The sequence below is a fragment of the Paenibacillus sp. 32352 genome, assembly GCF_002042965.1.
GTDB lineage: Bacteria > Bacillota > Bacilli > Paenibacillales > NBRC-103111 > Paenibacillus_S > Paenibacillus_S vulneris.
The window spans coordinates 109,278-132,303 of record NZ_MZNT01000018.1 but is presented as its reverse complement, the minus strand read 5'-3'; the positions used below and the strand labels follow the sequence as shown (position 1 = coordinate 132,303).

The window sequence follows — 23,026 nt, the reverse complement described above, 5'->3', positions numbered from 1 at the left end:
GCTTTAGTGTTAATTTGTATCTGCTGGCATTATTTTATGCGATTTAAAAAGGTATTTTCAAGCTGCGCCGCTTTTTGACTTCTTCGCTCCGTTGTCGTTAAATAAAAGAGAGTCATCCATATTAGGGAGGGATCCGCATGAAATACCGCAGATTAGGCAAAACCAATTTGAAGGTATCCGTCATTGGAGTAGGAACTTGGCAATTCGGAGGAGAATGGGGCAAGGCATTTACGCAAGACGAAGCGGACGCCATTCTGGACCAGGCCAAAGCTTCCGGCATTAACTTGATCGATACGGCCGAATGCTATGGTGATCATACTTCCGAATCGCTTATTGGAGATTATGTAGCCCGCAACCGCCGCGAGGACTGGATCATCGCTACCAAATTCGGCCATCATTTTCACGGCCACCAGGAGCGTACGCAGCACTGGTCTCCGAAGGAAGTGCTGGAGCAGCTGGAAGCATCACTACGGGCGCTCAAGACGGACTATATCGACTTATACCAGTTCCACTCGGGAACGGATGAGGCTTTCGACCAAGACGATCTGTGGACCTTACTGGACAAGCAGGTACAAGCAGGCAAAATCCGTCATCTGGGTACCTCGATCGCAAGCAACGATAATCTGCACCAGACTGCGGCATCGACCAAGGTTCATTCTCAAACGATTCAGGTCGTTTACAATCGGTTGGACCGCAAGCCCGAAGAACGCGTATTCCCTTCCTGCGAAGAACAGGATTTGGGCGTATTGGCGCGCGTGCCGTTGGCAAGCGGTTATTTGAGCGGCAAGTACAAACCGGGTGCCGTATTCCCGGATAACGACGTCCGCAACCGCCATGACCGTGAACAAACCATCCGCCGTTTGGAGGAAGTGGAACGCATCCGTGAGCATGAGGTACCCGCCGGAATGGATATGGCCACTTGGGCGCTGGCCTGGTGCTTGAAGCATCCTGCGGTGACGGCCGTTATTCCCGGCTGCAAAAGTCCGGAGCAGGTCATTTCCAACGCGGCAGCTGCTCAGTACGTGTCCGACTTGCACAAGCAAAGCTGGAAAGAATAAAGCGACCTTTTCCCACCTTGCTTCAACAGCCTGCGTCTCGTTGTTTCACCGAGGTGACTCCAGCCGCAGGCTTTCTATTTGATCTTCCCGTAATTTTTTATCTCCATTTGAATCCTGCACTGTATATCCATTTTCGAATATTCCTCGTGCCAGTCCATCTTTTTCCATCCGCTATAGCTCATTTGATTTCTAACGTAGGTTCCAATTCCCAGGCTATCGACTTTTTTGCTCTGCATGAACCGAATCATTTGGTTACCTTGAGCCGTAAGAAGGGCCGATATCTTCTTCTCCAGCTCCCGCCTATCCTTGTCTTCCCCTAGCTTTAAATCACCCGTATATTCCAACACGGTTCCTTTGATACGAACAAGGATGCGAGCGGCGGGCTTCCCTTCGCTATTTTGTATAATGTTTACTTTCCTCCGGCTGATCAAAGAATTGAACATGGCCACTTCCGACGGATTATTCTTGTCCAAAGGAATAGCGATATTCCCTCTTTTGAACGAGTCCCTTAGAACTGCGAGAATCATCGTTTCCTTCGAGCTGATCTTATCGATATACTTGTTATCCCGGAACAATCCAACGGCATCGATAGTTATCCCTTCCCCGATATCCTTAATGACAGGGGCAACCGGATCAATACCATCATCATAGTAATCTCTCAAAAAGCTGTATAAAGTGACTTTTGGCACTGCGTGCTGTTTTGATTCCTTTTCCAGTAAATGATCGATATATTTCCCTGTGTTTTTGTGATGCGAATAGGTTTTCTCCATGATGGCGCCCGCACTTCCATCTACCAGCGTTATTTTCATATGAGGGGAAATGGACGGATCTCGAGCCAACGTATCAAAGTGATTGTCTAATCCTTTCTTGGCAACCGCCAAACCAAATAGAACATTCCGTATTTGCCCGTTGACTAACATCAGACTGCTTTTTTTGGAAAGGTTAATCTTGGCTTCCTTGACGCTATGTGCGACAGTAGCAAGAATATCGCGGGATACCTTCGATTCGGGATCCACCTTAGGGAGAGCGATAACAATTTTGTAGGTGCCGTCCGGCATCAGATCATATGTCGTGGTCTGAATAAACCCCACTCTTTCCAATACACGCTGGTCCCCGCAGCCGGTAAGAAAAATTAGAAGAAGCAGGCCTGCCATCCATCTTGTTTTATCCATCCGGCAATTCTCCCTTTGATTTCTGCAAGAGCAGTATGAAGATGGCCAAGATAGGCAATCCAAAAGCGATGCCCATTTCAATCATAGACAGCACGTTTAACCAATGCTGGACTTTACTTAATATATCCGGGATAAAGGATACGAGATAAACAAGGCCAACAATCAGAAATCCCATGACGTTCTCCTTCATTTTAGGGATCAACCTTATGCCTACTTCATTAGCTGACCAGGTATACATAACGGTGGTGATCATTACCGTGAATAAGAAGAAACCGTAAAACAAATTTTCTATACGTTCCACAAACGGGAATTTAATGTAGGCCAAAATATCCAGAACGGGAAACAGCATCACTTTCAACTGTTCCGCACCAAGAAAACCGAAGACGATCAAGCAAAGGTAAGCGTAAGTTACGCACAAGATCATATTTCCCCATGTGGCGGCTTTCATCAGCTTCGTTTTTTTATCGGAATAGGGGAAGAGAAGAAGGCTAAGCTCGTACCCGAGAAACGCAGAATATACCTGAAAATATCCCTTGACCGTATTATCTCCCCCCTGCAAAAAGAAGGGAGTCAGTCTTGACCAGTTAAATTCCTCGTATAAAAAAAAGATCAAAAGATTCATCCATACGACGAGCCAAAAGAAGACGGTTGCGGCTTTGGAAATATTGTATATGCCCTTAATCAATAAACCGTAGACAAGAATATCGACAATAAGCTTGAAAACCATCGGACTTGTCGTAGGGAAAGCAACCATTTGGAAAATAAGCACATATTCTTTGGTAACCAAACAGCCTAACAACGCCCATATGCTCACCAAAGCTACATAAAGAGGGTATAGAATGAATTTAGGAACCGACTGTTCTACGATTTCAAACAGAGACCTGCCTTGGCCAAGACGGTACACAAGCGATATTAAATAAATATTGGCTTGCGCAATTGCCCCGAAGAAAAACAGCATTATCCATCCGTTGGTGCCAAATTGCTGGGCCAATAGCTGAGGAAGGCTGAACAGCACGACTCCGGTTTGAATCATAAAAATAAGGATGGAAGCGTGAAAGTAGGATAGTTTCTCTTGAATTCTCAACTGGCGTTATCTCCTCATTTTATTTCTCACCTTATTGGGCGTATTGCTCTGCGTTGGCCGGGCGGTCAGTAAATTGAAAGGGGCCCTGATAAACATATCCTTCCAATCCTTCATTTGAGATGGAGCTACAGGGGTTAGGTAAGACGTCCCGAGACTTGTGATTCCGCTCATATGAACGACTATCGCTGCAATTCCTACCGCCAGACCGAAATTGCCCGCCAAGCCCGCCAGCAAAATTAACCCGAAACGAAGAAGTCGGATAGAAGCGCTCATAACATAGCTTGGGATAACGAATGAGGAGATGGCAGAGGAAGCCACGGCAATAATTAATATATTGCTTGTAAGCCCCGCTTGTACGGCAGCTTGCCCAATAACAATACCTCCAACGATACCGATGGTTTGACCTATCTTCGTCGGCAGCCTCGCGCCTGCCTCCCTCAGAAGCTCAATCGTAATTTCCATTAGGAAAGCCTCATATACAGGTGGAAATGGGACTCTACTTCGCGATTCGGCTATCGTAATGAGCAGATTCTCAGGTATCATTTCATAATGGTAAGTTGTTATCGAAACATACAGAGCTGTGAAGATAATGGTAATTCCGAAAGCCAATAGCCTTAACAGGCGTGTCGCCGTGCCGATCAGCCATCGTTGGTAATAATCATCCGACGAGGAAAAAAACTCAAAAAATGAGGTCGGCGCGCTGAAAGCGGAAGGGCTGCCGTCCGTAATTCCGACAATACGGCCTGCGACCAGCTTGGAAGCGATAGCATCCGGTCGTTCGGAGGTATGAAACTGAGGAAAGATGGAATAGGGACTATCGTCAATATATTGAATAAGCATATTCGTATCGAAAACCTCGTCGATTTCAATGTTTCTGATCCTGAGGATGGCCTCCTCCACATAAGCCTCATTGGCAATATCTTGGATATATAAGAGGTACACATCCGTTTTGGTGACCTCGCCTACTGATAGTTTAATCACCTTCAGATGAGAGCTCTTGACCCTTCGGCGAATTAAGGAAAGATTCACTCCCGCTTCTTCCGTAAACGCATCATGAGGACCGGTAATGACGGTCTCCGTTTCCGATATCGATACAGAACGGGAAGGAGGCCCGTATACGTCCGCGAGATAGGCTTGTTCTTGGAAAAAGATCGCTGCCTGACCCGCCAAAATCCCTTTAACCACATCCTTCATATTCGAAGCCAGGTGAAATTGGGACTGCTGCAGATACCGGGCCACTTGCTCCTTTTGCAATCCTAGTAACGAATTCACCACGTCCCCTAGGAGGGTATCGCTGTTGACCAAGGGGCCAAAATATAACAAATCTATGCCGATATCTGCATACGAACGATGTACTAAATCGGCACAATCCCTGAATTCGTTCAGCGTTTGATTCAGGGAAGGCATGTCGTTATGTTCTTCCTTGTTGGTATGGGGTTCAGCTTGACCGGATTTTTTAAGCGTCCAATGAAACAGTCGATGGATGATGTTCATATGCCACCCCAAATTCATTTTGTGCTTCTTCTGTATTTTGCAGCATTTTCTTGGAATTACTCATGGAAAGGGGAAATAAGGATGTATTGGATGCTGCTGCATCCAGCTAGGATTTACTAAATGCTGTTTGTCTGTTCAGAAGGTCGATATTTTGTTACTATACTTCTTATCTATTACAGTTAGATTGGGACTAGAGGTGAATCCAAATGTATTATTCTCCACTATTTGAAAATGATGTACCAGCAGCACTTCCGCGCCCTTAGTGGAGTGAAGGTGACTGCATTCTCTCCGTTAGGGGCCTGATGACCTTAACTAAAAACGGAGGGAACGAAAAATGAAAAATACCTTATTAGGTTCTGTTTATTTAGCTTTAGCTGCCAGTATTTGGGGCGGCATGTACGTTGTAGTTAAAATTGTAGTTGCGGTCATCCCCCCACTCGAGCTGGTGTGGATGCGATATGTAGTGGCAATTCTGGCACTGCTCATGATCGGCTTGACGACACGGCAAAACTGGCGAATTCATAAGCATCATTTTTTAATCATCATAGCTATTGGGGTTATTGGGAATACCATTTCGATAGTTGCTCAGGAAACAGGTACCATGCTGTCCTCAGCACAATTGGGAGCCATTATAACTTCCTCAACACCAGCATTTATGGTGATTTTTGCTCTCCTGCTCCTTAAAGAGCGGTTTACTTTAAAAAAGGGACTCTCTATTGGTCTAGCAACCATTGGGGTTTTACTCATAGTTGGAGTAGGACAAGTGAACCTTTCCAATAAACTTGGCGGTATTTGGCTTCTCATAGCTGCATTAACATGGGCATTGATGTCTGTGCTTGTCAAGCGTGTTCCGAATAGTTATTCACAAACTGTGGTGACTACCTATTCCATCTTCGTATCCCTAATTGTGCTGACCCCTTTTGTATTGCCACGTTTACAAGCAATTAACTTCTCTCAACTGACGAATCCTAGTATTTGGGGAGGAGTCTTGTATTTGGGTGTTATCTCAACAGCAGGCGGATTTCTGCTCTGGAATCGTGGATTACAAATGCTTAACGCCTCCAACGGCGGGCTGTTTTTCTTCTTTCAGCCCGTGGTCGGCACATTCCTTGGATGGCTTATTTTAGGGGAGAGCATAGGCGTAACGTTTTGGATTGGTTCCTTCTTCATTCTCATCGGCGTTTTATTGGTTATTAAAGAGAAAAAATAGCATTCAAAAACCCCTTCCTTTAGGCTGAAGGGGTTTGGTTTTGTTTAACCGAGAATCATTACGCTAATAGGATACAGCAGCTCAATACTTTAAACGCCCAATCGCAACAAATAGGGCAAGCGCTAAGAAAATGAAGTTCACGACAATTTCCCCATATTCGCCGCGCATAATATGGAATACTGCACCCAAAAGAACGATTACAGCAAGTCCGGCCGCAGCAATCGGTGTCAAAACAGGGACGATTTTGAAAGCTTGAGGCAAAATTAACCCTATTACTCCAAGCAATTCCACTAAACCAATAAAGAAAACGAGATTTTGGGGAACATCACTCACCCATGTCCAGGACGTTTTTGCTGCTTCATACTGAAACGCCTTCAACCAACCGGAATAAATAAATCCCAATGCCAATATCCCTTGTACGATCCATAAACCGACATTCATAGATGACGCCCACTCCCTATCACTTTCTTATATTGATATCCCAGCCTGATTAACGAGAATCCATACTGTTTTTTCTTCAACATCTCTCCTCTTGTGTCTATTGAGCTCTAGATGCATAATAATCCATAGGAATCGCTTAAGGAAGTAGTTACTTAAAATAAACGTAGTATACAAAAAGAAACCTAAGGCGGGTAAAGGAATGGGGAGTAATATTCATGTCTACCTTTTGTAAATTCGAGACGGCGTTGGAGATTCTTGTCGGGAAATGGAAGCCAGTTATTCTGCTTCGCCTTTTTTCAAACGGAACTATGAGATTTAGCGAGCTTCAAAAATCGATACCGGATATCACCAAAAAAATGCTGACCCAACAATTACGGGAGTTGGAATATCACGATATTGTTCATCGTGAGATATATCACCAAGTTCCCCCCAAGGTAGAATACTCCATCACAGAATACGGTAAAGGGATGGCAACCATTTTGCAGGCGTTAAATGATTGGGGAGTAGCTCATGTGGAGCATTTAAATGAATTATACGGAACGAACCATTCAATGGAACCGCAAACCAATGATGCAATAGATAAATAAAAAGATAAATAGATAAATAAATCCAAAGAAAACCCGGCATTCACGCCGGGCTCGTTGTTACATAAGTATTCTTTTCGAATTAAAATAAACGGATTTGTTTGTTGTAGACCGTTTCGTCATCATTGCTGTCCATAACCCGAACCTCGATGTCCCAATAGCCTGGATAAGGCAGGTAAGCACCTTTGGCCTTATACGTATGCTTCTTCAATCCCCCAAAGCTGTCCTCCACGCTGGCATCCTCGGTATATTGGACAGGAACCTCGATAGGAGCTATATCTTTGGCACTGGCATCGTGGAGCTTCAAGATCATTTGCTTTGGCTTGCCTAACGATTCCGGCAGCCACACCTTCACCGTGAAATCATTCACTCCCGGCACGTTAGGCGTGATCTGCGTGGTCATGTGGATCTTGTCTCCCATCACATGCCAATTCAGCGGCTCGTTCGCAGGCAGCGGCGTCAAATAAGTGAACACGCCGACAATGAACACGATGAGAAGCGCCAGTACAGCATCCGCTTTAAGCAATGCTGCGATCCTGCCCTCGCCGCGCTTCCTGTATGCCCAGCGAAGCCATGCCGCCGTACAAATAACCAGGAGCACCAGAGCACATTTGGCGAGCAGAAGCTTGCCCCATTGGGTCTCCACAATATATTCGACATTCGGCAAAAAGATCAGAACGGACAATATTCCCGACAATACCAGCAGGACAATGGAAGCCAGCGCAGTGGAGGAAAACCGCGGGAAGAACCGCAAGCCTTCTTCCTTGCTGTGCCTCCAGAGGACAATCAGCATCAGCAGACCGCCTACCCATAGAGCTGCAGCAGCCAAGTGGATGATATCCAGCAGCAAGGTCTGCTTCAGAGGCTGAAATGCGGCGGCATGGCCATTGAGACCTTTGGTCAGCCATACAAGCGCTACCCAGGTCAAATCCAGCCAGAGACGGCGGTACAGCAGGACAAGGCCCAATAGGGACACTACAAGAGAGGCTATCCAAATATAGCCGATAATCGTTTTGGTAAAAATGACTGCGAACGCTTCCGGTCCGCCATCCCCGATAAGTGCAAACACGTGAGTGAACATAAAGAACAAGAAGGCAAGTAAATATCCGCGCTGCAGCTGCATGCTCCATTGTTGAAGCAGCGATGACACACTGTCGCTGCGGCTGCCATAAAATCTCTGCCATACGACCCAGCCGGTGAACAGCAGCATCAATGCATAATATAGGATTCTGGATATATATTGAAGAATCTCCATAAATCCGAGCTGCGTCGACAAGCCATGGGAATGCATATGCTCCATCGATGGCAACGCCTCCGCAGGCTGATTGCCCAAGCTTTGGCCTACTGCAAATAAATACGTGCCTTCTACGGGATGTCCGTCAGCTGAGATGACATGATAAGTGACCAGATAGCTTCCTTGCCCGAGCTTGGGCAGCTGCAGTTCAACGGAAGTCCGGTTGGCATTCAATTGAGCTTTATTCGCGGTCACCTGCTTCTTGCTGCTATCATAAACCCGCACATAATAGATGCCGTCTTCCAATCTTTCATTAAAAGTGAGAGTAATGCTGCCCGGCGGCTCATTCAGTTCCGCATTGGCTGGCGGTACCGACTCCACAAGGCTGGCATGCGCCGAAACCGGATTCGGCAAAACAACCGGATAAAAGAAAAAGCATAGACAGCAAATAAGCGGCACCAGCCACCCGACTTGTCTGCTTATTATTCTCCGCCGACGCGTGCCGGCCGTCTTTATGGTGATCATTGTGAGAAAGTCCTCCTTGATCCTATGAACAGGCTACTCGCCCGTAATCTTCTTTCTACCCGCAAAACCATCATACAGCCCGTGATAGTGCTCGACGCGCGGCTCTCCCTGTCTCCAGCACAGCAGCACTTCCTCACCGTTGATCCATGCCGGAAAATCGACAAGTCCGGTATCGACATCCTTCAGCTGAACGCCCTTTAGTTCAAAGCTTTGAAGCACAGCATTGCCTTCCAGCTGCATAAATTCCATTTCACATTCCAATGTAAAATACGGATCTTCCTCGACCATCACACCTTGTTGACGGTGGTAGATTTTTAGCTGATGCAGCTGTTCATATTTCACGCGAAACCGCCGTTTGATATCCTGCAGCTTCTCCAGCTCCTGTTGTACAATCGGCAGTATCGCGTTGGCTTCAGCCAGCGTGTAATATTTTTTCCCCATTGGTATACCTCCCGTCTAAGAATCCCTTACCACTTACGCATATTTATCTCTTCAAAAGCCTATCGCACTTATTCTCCATGGGAATGGGGGTGTGCATGATCATGATGATGGGAGCGGTCGGCCCCACGGCTATCCATATGGGTTACGGACAGCTCTGCATAAAACACGCCTTTGAGCACCTGAATGCGCTGCTGCAGCTCCCGCAGCTTGCTCACGACGCCTCGAACCACAATCACTTCCAGGCATTGCTGATGGTTCAAATGAATATGCATCGTAGAGTTGATCTCATGATGGTACTCATGCTGCAGCTCGGTCAGTACGATCGGCAAATCGCTGACATGGTGGTCGTACACCATAACGATCGTTCCTGCCGCCATCTGATCGGGTTTGATCTGGGAGGGCGCGAGCAGCGCTTTGCGCACCAAATCCCTAATCGCCTCGGACCGATTATCATATCCCTGTTCCTCCAGCAGCGCATCGAACTGCTCAATTAAGGATTGCGGCATGGAGATGCCGAATCGAACAAGCGCATCCTTCTCACTCAATCTCGTTCTCCCCTAACCTTGAAAATTTCGCGGCACCGCGACGTTCCGTAGCCGCCTTCTTATGTTCTAATGTAGCATACTCGGACGAGGCTAACCAAACTTTTCACCGTAATGTCATACTCTTGCCGGTGGAAAAAATAATTAAGATCATCTCTTCTCTTGTCACCAAGCCTCTTCCCTATTAAAATACGTAAATACATTGCGGAGAAAGGAAGGAATCTTTTGTGATACGCCGTTTCATGGCCTTCTATCGGCCTCATTGGAAGCTGTTCGCCGTCGATTTTACGGCCTCTCTGTTCGTGGCCCTTCTTGAGCTCAGCTTTCCGCTGGCAGTCAAGTGGATCGTCGACAGTCTGCTGCCTGATCGCAACTGGCCCTGGATACTGTGGGCGGGAGCCGGCTTGCTTGCCATGTATTTGCTGAGCAGCGGCCTTCAGTTTGTCGTCACCTATTGGGGACATAAGCTTGGAATTCAAATCGAATTTGATATGCGTCAAAAGCTGTTTCAGCATGTGCAAAAATTATCGTTTCGCTTTTTCGATAACCATAAGACCGGACATTTGATGTCCAGAATGACGAACGACCTGTTTGAGATCGGGGAAGTAGCGCATCACGGGCCTGAGGATTTGTTCATTGCCGTTATGACCTTTATCGGCGCCTTCTCGATTATGCTTTACTTAAACTGGCAGCTGGCCTGCATTACCTTCATAGCTCTTCCTTTATTGATATGGCTGATCGTGCTCTGCAACGGGAGGCTCGTCAAGGCAGCCAATCAGATGTATACGAACATTGCCGACGTGAACGCCCAGGTCGAGGACAGTGTCGCCGGCATTCGCGTTGTGCAGTCATTTACGAATGAACAGCATGAGATCAAGAAATTTTCGGAGAACAACAAGAAGTACCGCTTCGCCAAGCTGCAATCCTATTGGATTATCGCATACAGCGCATCCGGGATGTACTTGCTCATGAGGCTGATTACGCTGCTTGTGCTTCTATGCGGAGCCTGGCTGGTCATTTACCGGGGCATGTCTTACGGAGAGCTGGTCGGCTTCCTTCTATTCGTAAATATCTTCTTCAAGCCGATTGAAAAAATAACCGCGCTGCTGGAGCAGTACCCGAAAGGTATGGCCGGGTTCAAAAGGTTCCTGGAAATTATGGATGTGGAGCCGGACGTGGCCGATGCGCCGAATGCCGTGAATGTCAAGCATTTGAACGGGGACATTGAGTTTAAGGGCGTGACCTTCGGTTACGAAAATCATGCGCATGTGCTGCGGGACATCAACCTGCGCATTCGGGCGGGTGAAACCGTCGCTTTTGTCGGCCCCTCCGGAGCCGGAAAAACGACCTTGTGCAGCCTCCTTCCCCGCTTCTATGAAATTGAGAGCGGCAGCATCTCCATCGACGGCATCGATATCCGCCAGATGACGCAGCGTTCCCTGCGTTCGCAGATCGGCATCGTTCAGCAGGATGTCTTCCTGTTCTCGGGAACGCTGCGTGACAATATTGCTTACGGCAAGCTTGGCGCGACCGAAGAAGAGATCCTGGCTGCCGCCCGCAGCGCGCATCTGGAGTCGGTCATCGCCTCGCTCCCGCTCGGGCTCGATACCCCTATCGGGGAAAGGGGCGTGAAGCTGTCCGGCGGGCAAAAGCAGCGTCTGGCCATTGCGCGGATGTTCCTTAAGAACCCGCCGATCCTGATCCTGGACGAAGCGACCTCTGCACTCGACACCGAGACCGAGGCCGTGATCCAGCAGGCGCTTACCGAGCTGTCGGCGAACCGCACGACTCTCGTTATCGCCCACAGGCTCGCGACCATCCGACATGCCGACCGGATTATCGTAGTCAATGAGGACGGGATTGCGGAGCAGGGCCGGCACGAAGAGCTGCTGGCTGTAGGAGGGGCCTATGCCAAGCTGCATCAGGCGCAATTCGGTTGAGGGGGAAAAGAAGTCCCGCAGCGAGTGCCTCGGGGAGAGTGTTCAAAAACCAGTAAAACTTGAACCCGTGCTATCATCCTCCGGTGGGGTATGCCCCTCCAGCCACGGTTGTTCTCGGAAAATTTCGATTATATTCGCTCTACAGCGGGTATTTTCCGAGAACAGAGGCGGTCGCTATCGCTCCTCCAAGGCATACCCCGCCTCCGTTTGCAGCATCGTTCGTGCAAAACCAGTTTTTTAATAACTTGTCCTGCAGCAAAAGCTGCAGGGCTTCTTTTTTATGGTAATAGGAAGAGGGATTGAAAATGCAGCTCGTCCTGCTGAAGAGGGACTATGCGATAAGAATCGAGCTTGAAGTACGGTTTCACAGCCTCCTGAATGGCCGCATCGGTATAGAACGAAAAGAACCGTTTCGGCTCGCACACGTCACTCTCCCAGATCCCCTCCGAGTCGCGCCCTCCGTATACCCCCATATAAAAGAGGCCATTGGGTTTAAGCACTCTGCGAATTTCCGCAAGCACCTGACCCAGCTCTTGTTTGGGCACATGCAGCAGGCAGTTCAGCGCATAGACGGCGTCAAACGATCGGTCAGGAAACTCCAGCTGATAAAAGTCCATCACAGCCGTATTCAGCCCCTTCTCCTTGCAATGACGGACCATTTCTTCGGATAAATCAATACAGGTCACCTCCAACCCGCACTGCTGGAAATAAAAGCTGTCTCTGCCGGTCCCGGCCCCTATCTCAAGCACGCTCCCTCCTCCATTTTTTCGCAGACGCTCTATGAACAAATCCCTTTCCACTGCCTTCCAGTCCGACATGGATGAATGTGAACGGCGTACGGCATCCGCATCATAAGCTTGGGCCAGCTCTTTTTTGAAAGATAACGACATCCTTGATCCTCCCACCTTTTCAGATATACGAACATATATTCGTTGTCGTGTTAGAAATTCCTTCCTTTCGTGAACATCATTATTGAACCTTTTATGATCCGAAATGGCTCCTCATTATGATCTTGCTTATATTGGACTGGCATCAGCTTTTTGGCAGAAGAAGCTAGTAGGTCTAAGCTCCTATTTTTCTTCTTGAAAATCTATCTTTTTATGCAGAAGCTACATCCGATGAAGGCTCGGAATCGCCCCTATCAAAAGGAATTCGGCTGTTTACAGCCTATCAAATGGCCTCGGAAGGCATGAAACTTGTCGAAAAATATTCATTTGACACCCACCATATATTGAGGTAAATTCTATTTATGTCTTCAAAGACAACTATATATTGTGGGAATATCTCTCACAAACGACACATTTCGCTTTCACGCGGTTTCATAGATTCAGCCATGGGCCTTAAGGAACCCGCGCCACAACGATGCATGGCCACCTTAGCTGCTGGCATGCGCCCGCTTTAAGCAGGGCTGCATGCTTTTTCAATGCGCATTTTTCCCATCTTCGCTCAAAAAAAGGAGTAGGTTTTAGATGATTATCGTAAAGAGAGACGGAACGAAAGAAGAGCTTGTTTTCTCCAAAATGAAGAAGGTTATCGATTTCGCTTGCGAAACATATCCGGAATGCGATCAGCTCGAGCTGGAAACCGCATTGCTGCCTTTGTTCCGCAACGGGATTTCAACGAAAGAAATTCAGCGTTTGCTTATCCAGGTAGCCGTGGAAAAAACAAGCGTCGAGCAGCCGAACTGGCAGTACGTCGCTGCGAAGCTTCTCACCTACGATTTGTACAAGGAAGCCCGTTTGAATCGTAAATACGGCCATTTTGGCTATGGCGACTTGTACTCCCTCATCACTTACTTAACTGATATGGGATTGTATGGAAAATACATACTCGAGCATTATACAAAGGAAGATATTCAAGAGCTGGGCGCTTACATCAAACCGGAGCGCGATTATCTCTTAAACTATATCGGTCTCAAAACATTGGCTGACCGCTACCTGATTCGCGGCATGGACAAAGAAGTGCTGGAGCTGCCGCAGGAGCTGTTCATGGGTGTCGCCATGCATCTGGCTATGAAGGAAACGGACAAGCTCAAATGGGCCAAGCAGTTCTACGATGTGCTGAGCAACCTGGAAATGACCGTCGCTACACCGACGCTCGCCAATGCCCGCAAGCCGCTGCATCAGCTGTCCAGCTGCTTTATCGATACGGTGCCGGATAATCTGTGGGGCATTTACAACGTGGACCAAAGCTTCGCCCAGGTATCCAAGCATGGCGGCGGCATGGGAATCTATGTCGGCAAGGTTCGCAGCCGCGGCTCCAACATTCGCGGTTATAAGAACGTTGCAGGCGGCGTCGTGCCGTGGATCAAAAACTACAACAACACGGCTATCGCCGTAGATCAATTAGGCGTCCGCTCCGGTGCGGTAGCTATCTACCTGGACGTATGGCACAAGGATATTCTCGATTTCCTGAACCTGAAAACTAACAACGGCGACGATCGTATGAAGGCTCACGATATTTTCCCTGGCGTTTGTATCCCGGATTTGTTCATGAAAACAGTGAAGGAAAGAGGCACCTGGTACTTGTTCGACCCTCATGAGGTTCGTAAAGCGAAAGGCTACTCGATCGAGGACAGCTGGGGCGAGGAATGGGAGCGCCGCTACTGGGATTGCGTGAACGACGATAAAATTTCCAAAGAAGAAATTCCGGCTATCGATATCATGAAGCGCATTATGACGAGCTCGTTCGAGACGGGAACTCCGTTCCTGTTTTTCCGCGATACCGTCAACCGTGCTAACCCTAATAAGCACGCGGGCATGATTTATTGCTCCAATCTGTGCACCGAGATTTGCCAGAACATGAGCCCGACCGAGCTGGTTCAAAGTTTCCATGAAGACGGCATTATTACGAATCAAGTGAAGAGCGGCGATTTTGTCGTGTGCAACCTGTCTTCCCTGAACCTGGGACGCGTGTATACGAAGGAAGATATCGAACGCGTCGTTACAACGCAAATGCGCATGATGGACAACGTCATCGATTTGAATCATTATCCGATCCCGCAAGCGGAAATTACGAATAAAAAATACCGCGCTGTTGGCCTCGGCTCCAGCGGTTATCATCAAATGCTGGCTCAGCTGAAGATTCAATGGGAATCCGATGAGCATATCGCTAAAGCTAATGAAGTGTATGAGTGGATGAACTTTTACGCAATCAAAGCTTCGATGGAAATTGCCAAAGAAAAAGGCGCCTACAAAGTATTCGAGGGCAGCGAATGGCAAACCGGCGCTTATTTCGATGACCGCGGCTATAACAGCCCGGAATGGCTCGAATTGAAAGAGCAGGTAGTCAAGCACGGCGTACGTAACGCCTGGATGTTCGCTATCGCTCCTACCGCTTCTACCTCGTTGATCGCCGGTTCTACCGCAGGTATCGACCCGATCTTCAACAAGTTCTTCGTAGAAGAAAAGAAAAATGCGGTCATCCCGCAAACCGCTCCAAACCTGAACGCCGAAACGATGTGGTTCTACAAGGAAGCTCATCGTATCGACCAGCATTGGAGCATCAAGGCCGCTGGCGTACGCCAGCGTCATATTGACCAGGCTCAATCGTTCAACCTGTACATCACTCCTGAGCTTTCTGCCAAGGAATTCCTGGAGCTGTACATGGCCGCTTGGGAAAACGGCTTGAAAACCGTATACTACGTACGGAATAAAAGCCTTGAAGTGGAAGATTGCGTAAGCTGTTCTGCATAATGAAATCATATTGCAGCCATAGTAAGCTAGGCATCAATTAGGGTCCGGCAGCAGCAAAGCGTACTGCCTCGCCCTTAATGCTTTTCTGGTTTTCGGGTTTTCGGGTTTTCGGGTTTTCGGGTTCTGGGGGGTTAGGTTTTTGGCAGCAGCGATAGCGAACTGCCCGCCCTTCCTCCCCTGCCCCAACCCTCAAAACGTTAAGCGTGTAGGTGCCCCGTTCATAAGCGTCAGCGAATGAACAGGCACTTACGTAAGCGCCCAATTGCACCAACCTAACACCAAAATGCACCATCGCACCAACGTAAAGCGTGTACCCCATCCCCCGGCAAATGGCGCAGCCAGAGCCGGGGGATGGGGTACGAACGCGCTCCAAACCAACAAAAAGTAACTCCCACAGCCGAGGGGGTCCAGGGGGCAGAGCCCCATGGGGTCCCCCTTGCAGGGGGATTTAGGGGGTAGCTCTTCTTGGACCAATTACAGAAGAAAAAACTGTTTAACGAGCACGGAGACCGTGACTGGGGAAAACGCCGCATGATCGGCGGCAATACGACGAACCTGATTGAGCTGAACAACGTGAAGTACGATTGGGCGACGAAAATGTATCGCACAATGATGAACAACTTCTGGATTCCGGAAGAAATTCCTTTGGCGCAGGACGCCAAGGACTACAAATTTTTGTCGCCTCATGAGCGTCAAAGCTATGACAAAATCATCAGCTTCCTGATCTTCCTGGATTCGCTGCAAACGGCAAATCTGCCTAACATTAACGAGTATATTACGGCGCCCGAGGTGAATCTGTGCCTGACGGTACAGACGTTCCAGGAAGCCGTTCACAGCCAAAGCTACTCGTACATTCTCGACAGCGTAGTTTCAGCCGAGGCACGTGACGATATCTATAACCAATGGCGTGAAGACAAGCATTTGCTGCGCCGGAACCGGTTCATCACCGACCTGTATGAAAACTTTGTCGAAGATCCTTCCACGAAGAATCTGATGAAAACCATTATGGCGAACTATATTCTGGAAGGCATCTACTTCTACAGCGGCTTCAGCTTCTTCTACGCGCTCGGACGTCAGGGCAAAATGCTCGGCACCGTATCCGAAATCAAATACATTCAGCGTGACGAGCTGACACATCTGGCGTTGTTCCAAAATATTTTCCGGGAAATCCGCAAGGAAAATCCGGATATTTTCACCGACGAGCTGATCGAAGAGCTTCGTCAAATGATGAAAACCGCCGTGAACCATGAAATCGAATGGGGCCAATACATTACCAACAATAACATCAGCGGTCTCAGCAACGAAATCATCGATCAATATATCAAGTACTTGTCCAATGAGCGTTTAAGAAACCTCGGTCTCGAAATTTTGTTCCCGGAAGTTGTGGAGCATCCGATGAAATGGGTCGAAACGTTCAGTAATATGAACGGCATCAAAACCGACTTCTTCGAGCAAAAAGTAACGAACTACAGCAAATCATCCAACATGAACTGGGATGATCTGTAAAACAAATACACCCCCTTCTTCCCTCTGGAAGCATGGGGGTGTTCTTTTTATATCGGCTCTAGAAATTAGAACGCGGTTCTGCCTTACGGCAGCTTCAACAGCTGCTTCACCTTCATCTCAAGCTCTACCATGGAAAACGGCTTATGCATGAAAATATCGACTCCGGCAGGCAGCCCTTTCGCCGGTTCATCCTCTCGGCTTCTCCCCGAGAGCATAAGGATGGACAAATTCGGAGGTATCGAGCCTTCCTGCCCGAATCGCTCCAGCAGTTCGAAGCCTCCCAAACGAGGCATCACGCCGTCCAGCACACATACATCAACGGACTGGCGTGTTAGAATGCCGTAAGCCTCTTCCCCATCCGACGCTTCCAGGAAGGTCACCGGAAGATGCTGCAGCTTCGAAACCAGAATGGACCTTAGAATGCGGTCATCATCAGCAATCAAGACCGTCGGGCGGCGCTCCTCGGTTCCTTCCGATGGCGAGCTGCACGGATCCCCCATCTCATCGACATAAATCATCACGCGGTCTCTCCCGCCTTGTTTGGCGGCATACATCGCATCATCGGATCGCTGAATCCATTCTTCAATCGTCATCCCTTCGGACCATGCGGACACGCCTGCCGAGAACGTAATATGGAAGGTCTGTCCATCGTTCTGAGCCACAGGCTCCGTACGAATCTGCTGCAGGATGGACTCTATCGTTTTTTGCGCATCCTGAGCCGTGCTTCCCGGAAGGACCACGACAAACTCCTCCCCGCCAAAGCGCGCGATCAGATCGGTGGAGCGTAGATTTTTTTGCAGAATATGAGCCAAGCCCTGTAGTACCAAATCCCCTACATGGTGGCCATGCGTATCGTTAATGCTTTTGAACCTGTCGATATCGATAAAAACAAGCGAGATCGGCGCCGGATAACGGCTGATGCGCTGAAGCTCCACTTGAATTTGATGATCGAAAAAGCGCCGGTTATAGATCCCGGTCAGCGGGTCGCGAAAAGCCATCTGCTCAAAATTTTTCGTTCGTTTCAGAAGGCTGTAGATGCGTGCGCTCAACTCCTCATATTGAAAAGGCTTCGTGACAAAGTCATCGGCACCCAAATAAAAGCAGCGTACTTTATCGTGAATATCGTCCCGTCCGGAAAGCACCACAAGCGGGACCCATTTCAGCGTAGGATCCTCCTTCACGAATTCAAACAATTCGTAACCGGACTGCGGATACATCATCAAATCCAATGTAATCAAATCGTAATTATGCTCTCGCAGCAGCTTCTGGGCGGTCCCTACGTCCGACGCATGGTCCACTTCATAGCCCTCGAGCTTAAGACGCCTCACCAGATAAGAACGAAGAGCATCGTCATCATCAATGATCAGCAGTCTTCCTCCCGATGGCGCCAGCGTAATTTTTCCGAACTGCTCCTGCTGCTCGTCCAAATCCATCTCCTGACAGTAAAGATCAAATTCCATCAGCAGCTGCTGCTTCCACTTAGCCCCGGCCTGTACGCAGAGCTGGAACTCTGCCGCGATTTGGGCATGATCCCAGCCGTCGTCCGTCCTTTGAGTCCATTCCCATAAGCGAACCAGTTTCTCGGCTACAAGACCGATGCGCATAAAACCGAAAACAGACGAACTGCCTTTCATGGTATGAACCAATCTATAGATCCGCTTGGCTGCCGCAAGCGTGCGCCCGGATTCATGAACCTCACTAACGTCATGCAGCTCCTTCAGCTGTTTGCGGAGCTCACTCACATACCGCTTACGCCCTTCTTTCATCAGTCTTGCTTCCTTTTGCAAGCGTTCCTCAGGCGATAGTTGACGCAAACCTTTCACTTCCAGTCATTTCAAAATAGATGATATGTAGCACGTTACGGTCCGCCTTCTATTAGCTGCTGCACCACCTCAATCAATTGAAGGGGACTGAACGGTTTTACGATATATGTGCTGACCCCGGCCTGTTTTGCCCGCTCCCGGTCTTTTTCCAGCGCTTTGGCTGTCAACAGGATTACCGGAGCGGCTTGATTGGGATTGTCGTGGGTACGCAGCCATTCGCATACTTCTACACCCGTCAGCTCCGGCATCATATAATCGAGAATAATAAGATCATAACGCGTGCTTTGTATATGGGACAGCGCTTGTTTTCCATCCTCGGCTTCCGTAATGTCATATCCCTCATCCGTCAAAGTCTCAGTCAATAAAAAACGAAGCGCTAATTCATCATCCGCTAATAAAATACGGTAATCGGACATGCAGGTTTCCCCTCAATTTCCTCAGCAATTTGCTTATCATTATATCATTTTCCAACCTCATTTCGGTGCAAAAATACAAACTTCTACATCTTCAGTTGGAAAAATTAGTTTTCTACTCCATTAGAACTATGCTACAATAAAGCAGCAATCGGATTTTATCATTTCTTTAGCAATATTAGTTATTTAGAACTATTGAAAGGAGAGCTAGTCATTGGAACACGTTGATTTGTTAATAAAAAAGCTGACTAAATACGTCTCCTTCGGCCAACCGGTTTCTTCCGGCTCTGTCTTTAACCAACGCATATCCGATCCAAGAATTCCTATTTCAGCATACTACATGACCATGAAGCCCCACAACGAGGAAGAACGCTGCTATCATGAGGTGTGGCTCACCAAAGAGGGCCTTTTTGCCATCACGGAGGCATGGTATACCGATACGATGGTCAGACGCAAGCTGATCCATAACGATTTAACGTACGAACAGCTAATAGAAGTCCATGGAGAAGATGAAGCCAAGGGCGTCGTCGTTAGAATGACCGAAATCATCAGCAAATCCGAATCGGATGACTGGAGCCGCAGCCTGCATTCCAGAAGAATGTAAGCCGTTATGCTTCCTTACGGCGGGTGCGCCATGAACCGTCCGTAATCGGTGGACACCCCCGGCTGTCATTCCAAACATACACCCATCCTTCGCGTTCCGGCCGCAGCGCATCGTGAACCCACACTCTCTCGTAATCGTTAAGCTGCCCCGGTCCATGATAATCCTCCAGCCCATCCAACTGAACGAGCCCCTCCTCCGAGACAAGCAGCCACTCCCCTTCAACCGAGCCTCCTCCAGCAAGCACTAGCCCAGGGTAAGGTCCATAATTGTAGAGCGTCCCCCTGACACATCCTTTTTCAAGCTGTTCCACATAGGGCTTGGCCACTTCATGATTAATTTCTCCCTGCAGCAGGGTCCCGTAAACAAATATCCAGATCATATTCGTTTCCCTCCTCTAGCGCGGCTTTTCTGTGACTTGAGCGGGGCTCTCATACTTTCATACCCCTTCGACCGTTAGCCGTCGCCGTTCGCGAGCGGCAGCATACTTTGTATTATATTCATAAAATACAGCCTGGGAAGAAGGGGATGATCCGATGCTCAGTAAAGAAGACGCTAACAAAATCATTTTGTTCCTTTCCGCCGCCTACAGCTGCACCGATTCCGAAGAAGCGCAAGCCGAATTCCACCGTCTGGCCAATGAACTGCGCAAAGCATCCGGACAGCCGGAAGAATAACTTCAATTCCTCGCCCAACGCCGTTTTCATCTGCGAAGCCGGCGTTTTTTTGCATGTCATCGTTCACCTAGAGATATTCGCCCTCATATAGTAAGTTAGCTTATCGAAGAAAAAAATGCCATTTTCTTAAAAACACATATTGCCGATAATCTTACTAGGAATTATAATAAGGCTATAACTTTCAAAGCATTCAAATGCATGGGGTGGAAATCATGGACTGGAGCATTGCATTAATGGGGCTGTTCGTCGGCCTTTTGGTCGGCTTGACGGGTGTAGGGGGAGCTGCATTACTAACCCCTCTTCTTGTATTATTGGGGATTCAACCAACCGTTGCTGTCGCTACGGATTTGTTCTACAACTCGATTACGAAGCTGTTCGGCAGTATTCAGCATTACCGGCAAAAGACGATCAACTTCAAGGTAACCAAGTATTTGGCCTTCGGCAGCATTCCAAGCGCCATTGCCGCAATTCTGCTGCTGGAGCTGTATCCGCCGCTGCACGAGATTCAAGAGACGGTTATCAAGCATACGCTCGGCATCGTTCTGATCGTGGTCGCGATTCTGAGCATCGCCAAACAGTGGATCAGCCGCTTCAGCACGAATCGATGGCAGGAGAAATCCGACGAGGAAAAGAAATGGATGACGATCGGCATCGGTGTCGCATTGGGCTTCATCGTCGGGATGACCTCGATCGGCTCGGGATCGTTATTCGCCCTGGCCATGATGTTCTTCTTCCGCATGGGTGCGGCCGAATTGGTGGGAACCGATATCGCACATGCCTTTTTGCTGGTCTCCGCAGCCGGCATTATGCATGCAGGGTTCGGCAATATCGATTATCATCTGGCCTTCAATCTCCTCGCAGGTTCCGTACCCGGCGTCCTTCTGGGAAGCGGCCTGTCGGCAAAGCTGCCGGGCAAACCGCTGCGGACGATTATGGCTGCCATCATTCTGATCAGCGGTTTGAAAATGGTTTGAGGTTAGGCGCGCTGACGACAACGCCCTCCTGCTCCAATCGCTGCTTTATTGCTATGGCAAATTCAAGCGCATGCGGGCTGTCCCCATGAATGCATACCGTGTCGGCTGCTATGCTGATAGTACCGCCGTCGCCGGTCCATGCCAATCCATCCCTTACGATAAGGAGCGCTTGCTCCGCCGCTTCAACCGAATCCTGCAGGACGGCATTAGCCTCGGAACGCGGGGTTAATGTTCCATCCGCACGGTAGGTTCGGTCCGCGAACGCTTCCTCCGCAACCAGCAGCCCACGGCGAATACCGGCTTTGGTAAGCTCGCTTCCCGCCAATCCGAACAAAATCAGCCCCGGATCGACCCGGTACACGGCTTCGGCAATCGCCTCGGCCAACGCAGAATCGGCCGCTGCCATATTATATAGGGCCCCGTGCGGCTTCACATGCCGCAGGACCGCATCCTCGGATCGGACAAACCCCATTAAGGCACCAATCTGATAAATGACCATCTCATAGGCTTCATCCGGTGTAATACGCATCTCCCTTCGCCCAAAGCCGTTCAGGTCCGGAAGACCGGGATGCGCTCCGATCGCGACGTGATTTGCCTTGCACGCCCGGACCGTTCTTCGCATCACGGCCGCATCGCCTGCATGAAATCCGCAAGCAATATTGGCCGATGTGATATAGGGCATCAGCCTTTCATCCATTCCTATGCGATAGGCCCCAAAGCTTTCGCCCATATCGCAATTGAGATCAATCCATAAAGGACTCATCGTATTCGTCTCCTTAGTTCAAAATTCTCCCTGCGGGTTGGCTCTCCAGGCAGATAACCTGCCGTGCATTGCCTCAAGAATGAAAAAAAGCCTTAGGAGATCCTAAAGGGCTTTTTTTCGTATATATAGAACCCGTTCGGCTTCCCTCGACAGCTAGTGCTGGCGGGCAACCGCAACGCGGGTTTTAACGATAATTTTGCGAATGCTGTCCTCAGACAGATGGAATTTTTGAATCAGCTCCAGAACGGTTGAACCGTTCTCATAGAGGCGGTATATTTCATGGTTGCGCCGCTGGATCGTAAGACGTGTTCCGTTGTTTTCTCCCCAGCCTGCACGCGTCTGTTCTTTTTTCGGGATATAGATAATCTCGCCCTGAATATAGTCCTGCAGCTGTTTCAGCAGACTAGGGGGAAGAATATCTTTTCCGTTTTTGTACCCCATCGATGAAATCCTCCTTCCGTGCATTAGTCGCTAGCGCCGCCGTGAAAGAGATAAGCATTTTCATCTTTACACCTCCTAAGAGTTTTACTCTGCTAAGCTTTCCACTTTCATAAAAGCCTCCGCAGAGCTTTACTCCACACAACCTGCTGTACGAGGTTGCGCCGAGTTGTTGTAAACGTCAGGGTCAATACATGAAAACAAAAAAACACGATCTGCCGTATCGTGCCTGGGAGCCATATTATATGTCATGGTTCATGTCAATGACGTCAGGTGACGGTGATGGGAAAATGCTTATTCAATTCAGCCAAAACCCTTTTTTAATAGTTGTTGTGAAGTCGAACATCGAACGCCACTCCTTTCGTATATTTTCATGATTCCATTTACTTCCTAATTGATTATACCTTATTC

At 48.6% G+C, this 23,026-nt stretch carries 22 protein-coding genes; 9 read left to right on the top strand and 13 right to left on the bottom strand.

Going from position 1 to position 23,026, the window contains the following annotated elements; translation table 11 throughout:
- Positions 1–137: 137 nt before the first annotated feature.
- Positions 138–1,058: an aldo/keto reductase gene (locus B1728_RS31760; protein WP_079914439.1), complete on the top strand. Its 921-nt coding sequence runs from the start codon at positions 138–140 to the stop codon at positions 1,056–1,058.
- Between the two features lie 74 nt (positions 1,059–1,132).
- On the opposite strand, the gene B1728_RS31755 is transcribed toward B1728_RS31760, so the two are convergent.
- From B1728_RS31755 to B1728_RS31745, 3 genes are read right to left on the bottom strand one after another with little or no spacing between them, the layout of a single operon-like run.
- Positions 1,133–2,230, bottom strand: a complete 1,098-nt coding sequence (locus B1728_RS31755; protein WP_079914438.1) for a Ger(x)C family spore germination protein — start codon at positions 2,228–2,230, stop codon at positions 1,133–1,135.
- Positions 2,223–3,314 (bottom strand): GerAB/ArcD/ProY family transporter, encoded by a 1,092-nt coding sequence (locus B1728_RS31750; protein WP_256865597.1) that lies wholly within the window; start codon positions 3,312–3,314, stop codon positions 2,223–2,225. The genes B1728_RS31755 and B1728_RS31750 overlap by 8 nt, the downstream gene beginning before the upstream one ends.
- Positions 3,315–3,320: 6 nt before the next feature.
- A complete protein-coding gene (locus tag B1728_RS31745) occupies positions 3,321–4,826 on the bottom strand; it encodes a spore germination protein (protein ID WP_144028078.1) in 1,506 nt (501 codons plus the stop codon).
- 316 nt (positions 4,827–5,142) lie between these two features.
- Here B1728_RS31745 and B1728_RS31740 point away from each other — a divergent pair, with 316 nt between their 5' ends.
- Positions 5,143–6,018, top strand: coding sequence for a DMT family transporter (locus B1728_RS31740; protein WP_079914437.1), 876 nt, complete (start codon positions 5,143–5,145; stop codon positions 6,016–6,018).
- 81 nt (positions 6,019–6,099) lie between these two features.
- On the opposite strand, the gene B1728_RS31735 is transcribed toward B1728_RS31740, so the two are convergent.
- Positions 6,100–6,459: a DoxX family protein gene (locus B1728_RS31735; RefSeq protein ID WP_079914436.1), complete on the bottom strand. Its 360-nt coding sequence runs from the start codon at positions 6,457–6,459 to the stop codon at positions 6,100–6,102.
- Between the two features lie 215 nt (positions 6,460–6,674).
- Between B1728_RS31735 and B1728_RS31730 the strand changes: the two genes are divergently transcribed.
- Entirely contained in the window at positions 6,675–7,046 is a 372-nt protein-coding gene (locus B1728_RS31730; RefSeq protein ID WP_079914435.1) for a winged helix-turn-helix transcriptional regulator, read from the top strand.
- 79 nt (positions 7,047–7,125) lie between these two features.
- On the opposite strand, the gene B1728_RS31725 is transcribed toward B1728_RS31730, so the two are convergent.
- From B1728_RS31725 to nikR, 3 genes are all read right to left on the bottom strand, one after another.
- Positions 7,126–8,802, bottom strand: a complete 1,677-nt coding sequence (locus B1728_RS31725; RefSeq protein WP_079914434.1) for a copper resistance CopC/CopD family protein — start codon at positions 8,800–8,802, stop codon at positions 7,126–7,128.
- Between the two features lie 33 nt (positions 8,803–8,835).
- Positions 8,836–9,243 carry a DUF2203 domain-containing protein gene (locus tag B1728_RS31720; protein ID WP_079914433.1) on the bottom strand — a complete coding sequence of 136 codons (408 nt, stop codon included), beginning with the start codon at positions 9,241–9,243 and terminating at the stop codon, positions 8,836–8,838.
- Between the two features lie 68 nt (positions 9,244–9,311).
- A complete protein-coding gene (nikR, locus tag B1728_RS31715) occupies positions 9,312–9,788 on the bottom strand; it encodes a nickel-responsive transcriptional regulator NikR (RefSeq protein ID WP_079914432.1) in 477 nt (158 codons plus the stop codon).
- 224 nt (positions 9,789–10,012) lie between these two features.
- On the opposite strand from nikR, the gene B1728_RS31710 reads away from it, so the two are divergent.
- A complete protein-coding gene (locus B1728_RS31710) occupies positions 10,013–11,725 on the top strand; it encodes an ABC transporter ATP-binding protein (RefSeq protein WP_079914431.1) in 1,713 nt (570 codons plus the stop codon).
- A gap of 278 nt (positions 11,726–12,003) precedes the next feature.
- On the opposite strand, the gene B1728_RS31705 is transcribed toward B1728_RS31710, so the two are convergent.
- Positions 12,004–12,615 (bottom strand): class I SAM-dependent methyltransferase, encoded by a 612-nt coding sequence (locus tag B1728_RS31705; protein ID WP_079914430.1) that lies wholly within the window; start codon positions 12,613–12,615, stop codon positions 12,004–12,006.
- Positions 12,616–13,194: 579 nt separating this feature from the next.
- Between B1728_RS31705 and B1728_RS31700 the strand changes: the two genes are divergently transcribed.
- Both B1728_RS31700 and B1728_RS31690 read left to right on the top strand, forming a co-directional pair.
- Positions 13,195–15,420, top strand: a complete 2,226-nt coding sequence (locus B1728_RS31700; RefSeq protein WP_079914429.1) for a ribonucleoside-diphosphate reductase subunit alpha — start codon at positions 13,195–13,197, stop codon at positions 15,418–15,420.
- A 465-nt stretch (positions 15,421–15,885) separates the two neighbouring features.
- Positions 15,886–16,926: a ribonucleotide-diphosphate reductase subunit beta gene (locus tag B1728_RS31690; protein WP_079914427.1), complete on the top strand. Its 1,041-nt coding sequence runs from the start codon at positions 15,886–15,888 to the stop codon at positions 16,924–16,926.
- Positions 16,927–17,009: 83 nt separating this feature from the next.
- Here the strand turns inward: B1728_RS31690 and B1728_RS31685 are convergent, their stop codons facing one another.
- Both B1728_RS31685 and B1728_RS31680 read right to left on the bottom strand, forming a co-directional pair.
- Positions 17,010–18,740: a diguanylate cyclase gene (locus tag B1728_RS31685; RefSeq protein ID WP_256865596.1), complete on the bottom strand. Its 1,731-nt coding sequence runs from the start codon at positions 18,738–18,740 to the stop codon at positions 17,010–17,012.
- A 44-nt stretch (positions 18,741–18,784) separates the two neighbouring features.
- On the bottom strand, positions 18,785–19,165 hold the full coding sequence (locus B1728_RS31680) for a response regulator (protein WP_079914425.1): 381 nt from the start codon (positions 19,163–19,165) through the stop codon (positions 18,785–18,787).
- A gap of 211 nt (positions 19,166–19,376) precedes the next feature.
- On the opposite strand from B1728_RS31680, the gene B1728_RS31675 reads away from it, so the two are divergent.
- The gene (locus B1728_RS31675) at positions 19,377–19,766 is read left to right on the top strand and encodes a hypothetical protein (protein ID WP_079914424.1); all 390 of its coding nucleotides are present in this window, start codon (positions 19,377–19,379) and stop codon (positions 19,764–19,766) included.
- Between the two features lie 4 nt (positions 19,767–19,770).
- Here the strand turns inward: B1728_RS31675 and B1728_RS31670 are convergent, their stop codons facing one another.
- Complete coding sequence (locus B1728_RS31670; protein WP_079914423.1) at positions 19,771–20,145, bottom strand: gamma-glutamylcyclotransferase family protein; 375 nt, start codon at positions 20,143–20,145, stop codon at positions 19,771–19,773.
- Positions 20,146–20,299: 154 nt separating this feature from the next.
- On the opposite strand from B1728_RS31670, the gene B1728_RS31665 reads away from it, so the two are divergent.
- Together B1728_RS31665 and B1728_RS31660 are read left to right on the top strand one after the other, a co-directional pair.
- Positions 20,300–20,440, top strand: a complete 141-nt coding sequence (locus B1728_RS31665) for an N-acetylmuramoyl-L-alanine amidase (protein WP_079914422.1) — start codon at positions 20,300–20,302, stop codon at positions 20,438–20,440.
- A gap of 212 nt (positions 20,441–20,652) precedes the next feature.
- Positions 20,653–21,414 carry a sulfite exporter TauE/SafE family protein gene (locus B1728_RS31660; RefSeq protein ID WP_079914421.1) on the top strand — a complete coding sequence of 254 codons (762 nt, stop codon included), beginning with the start codon at positions 20,653–20,655 and terminating at the stop codon, positions 21,412–21,414.
- Here the strand turns inward: B1728_RS31660 and B1728_RS31655 are convergent.
- Together B1728_RS31655 and B1728_RS31650 are read right to left on the bottom strand one after the other, a co-directional pair.
- Positions 21,392–22,177 (bottom strand): LamB/YcsF family protein, encoded by a 786-nt coding sequence (locus tag B1728_RS31655; protein WP_079914420.1) that lies wholly within the window; start codon positions 22,175–22,177, stop codon positions 21,392–21,394. The genes B1728_RS31660 and B1728_RS31655 overlap by 23 nt on opposite strands.
- A 153-nt stretch (positions 22,178–22,330) precedes the next feature.
- Positions 22,331–22,618 (bottom strand): CD3324 family protein, encoded by a 288-nt coding sequence (locus B1728_RS31650; protein ID WP_079914419.1) that lies wholly within the window; start codon positions 22,616–22,618, stop codon positions 22,331–22,333.
- Positions 22,619–23,026 lie beyond the last annotated feature (408 nt).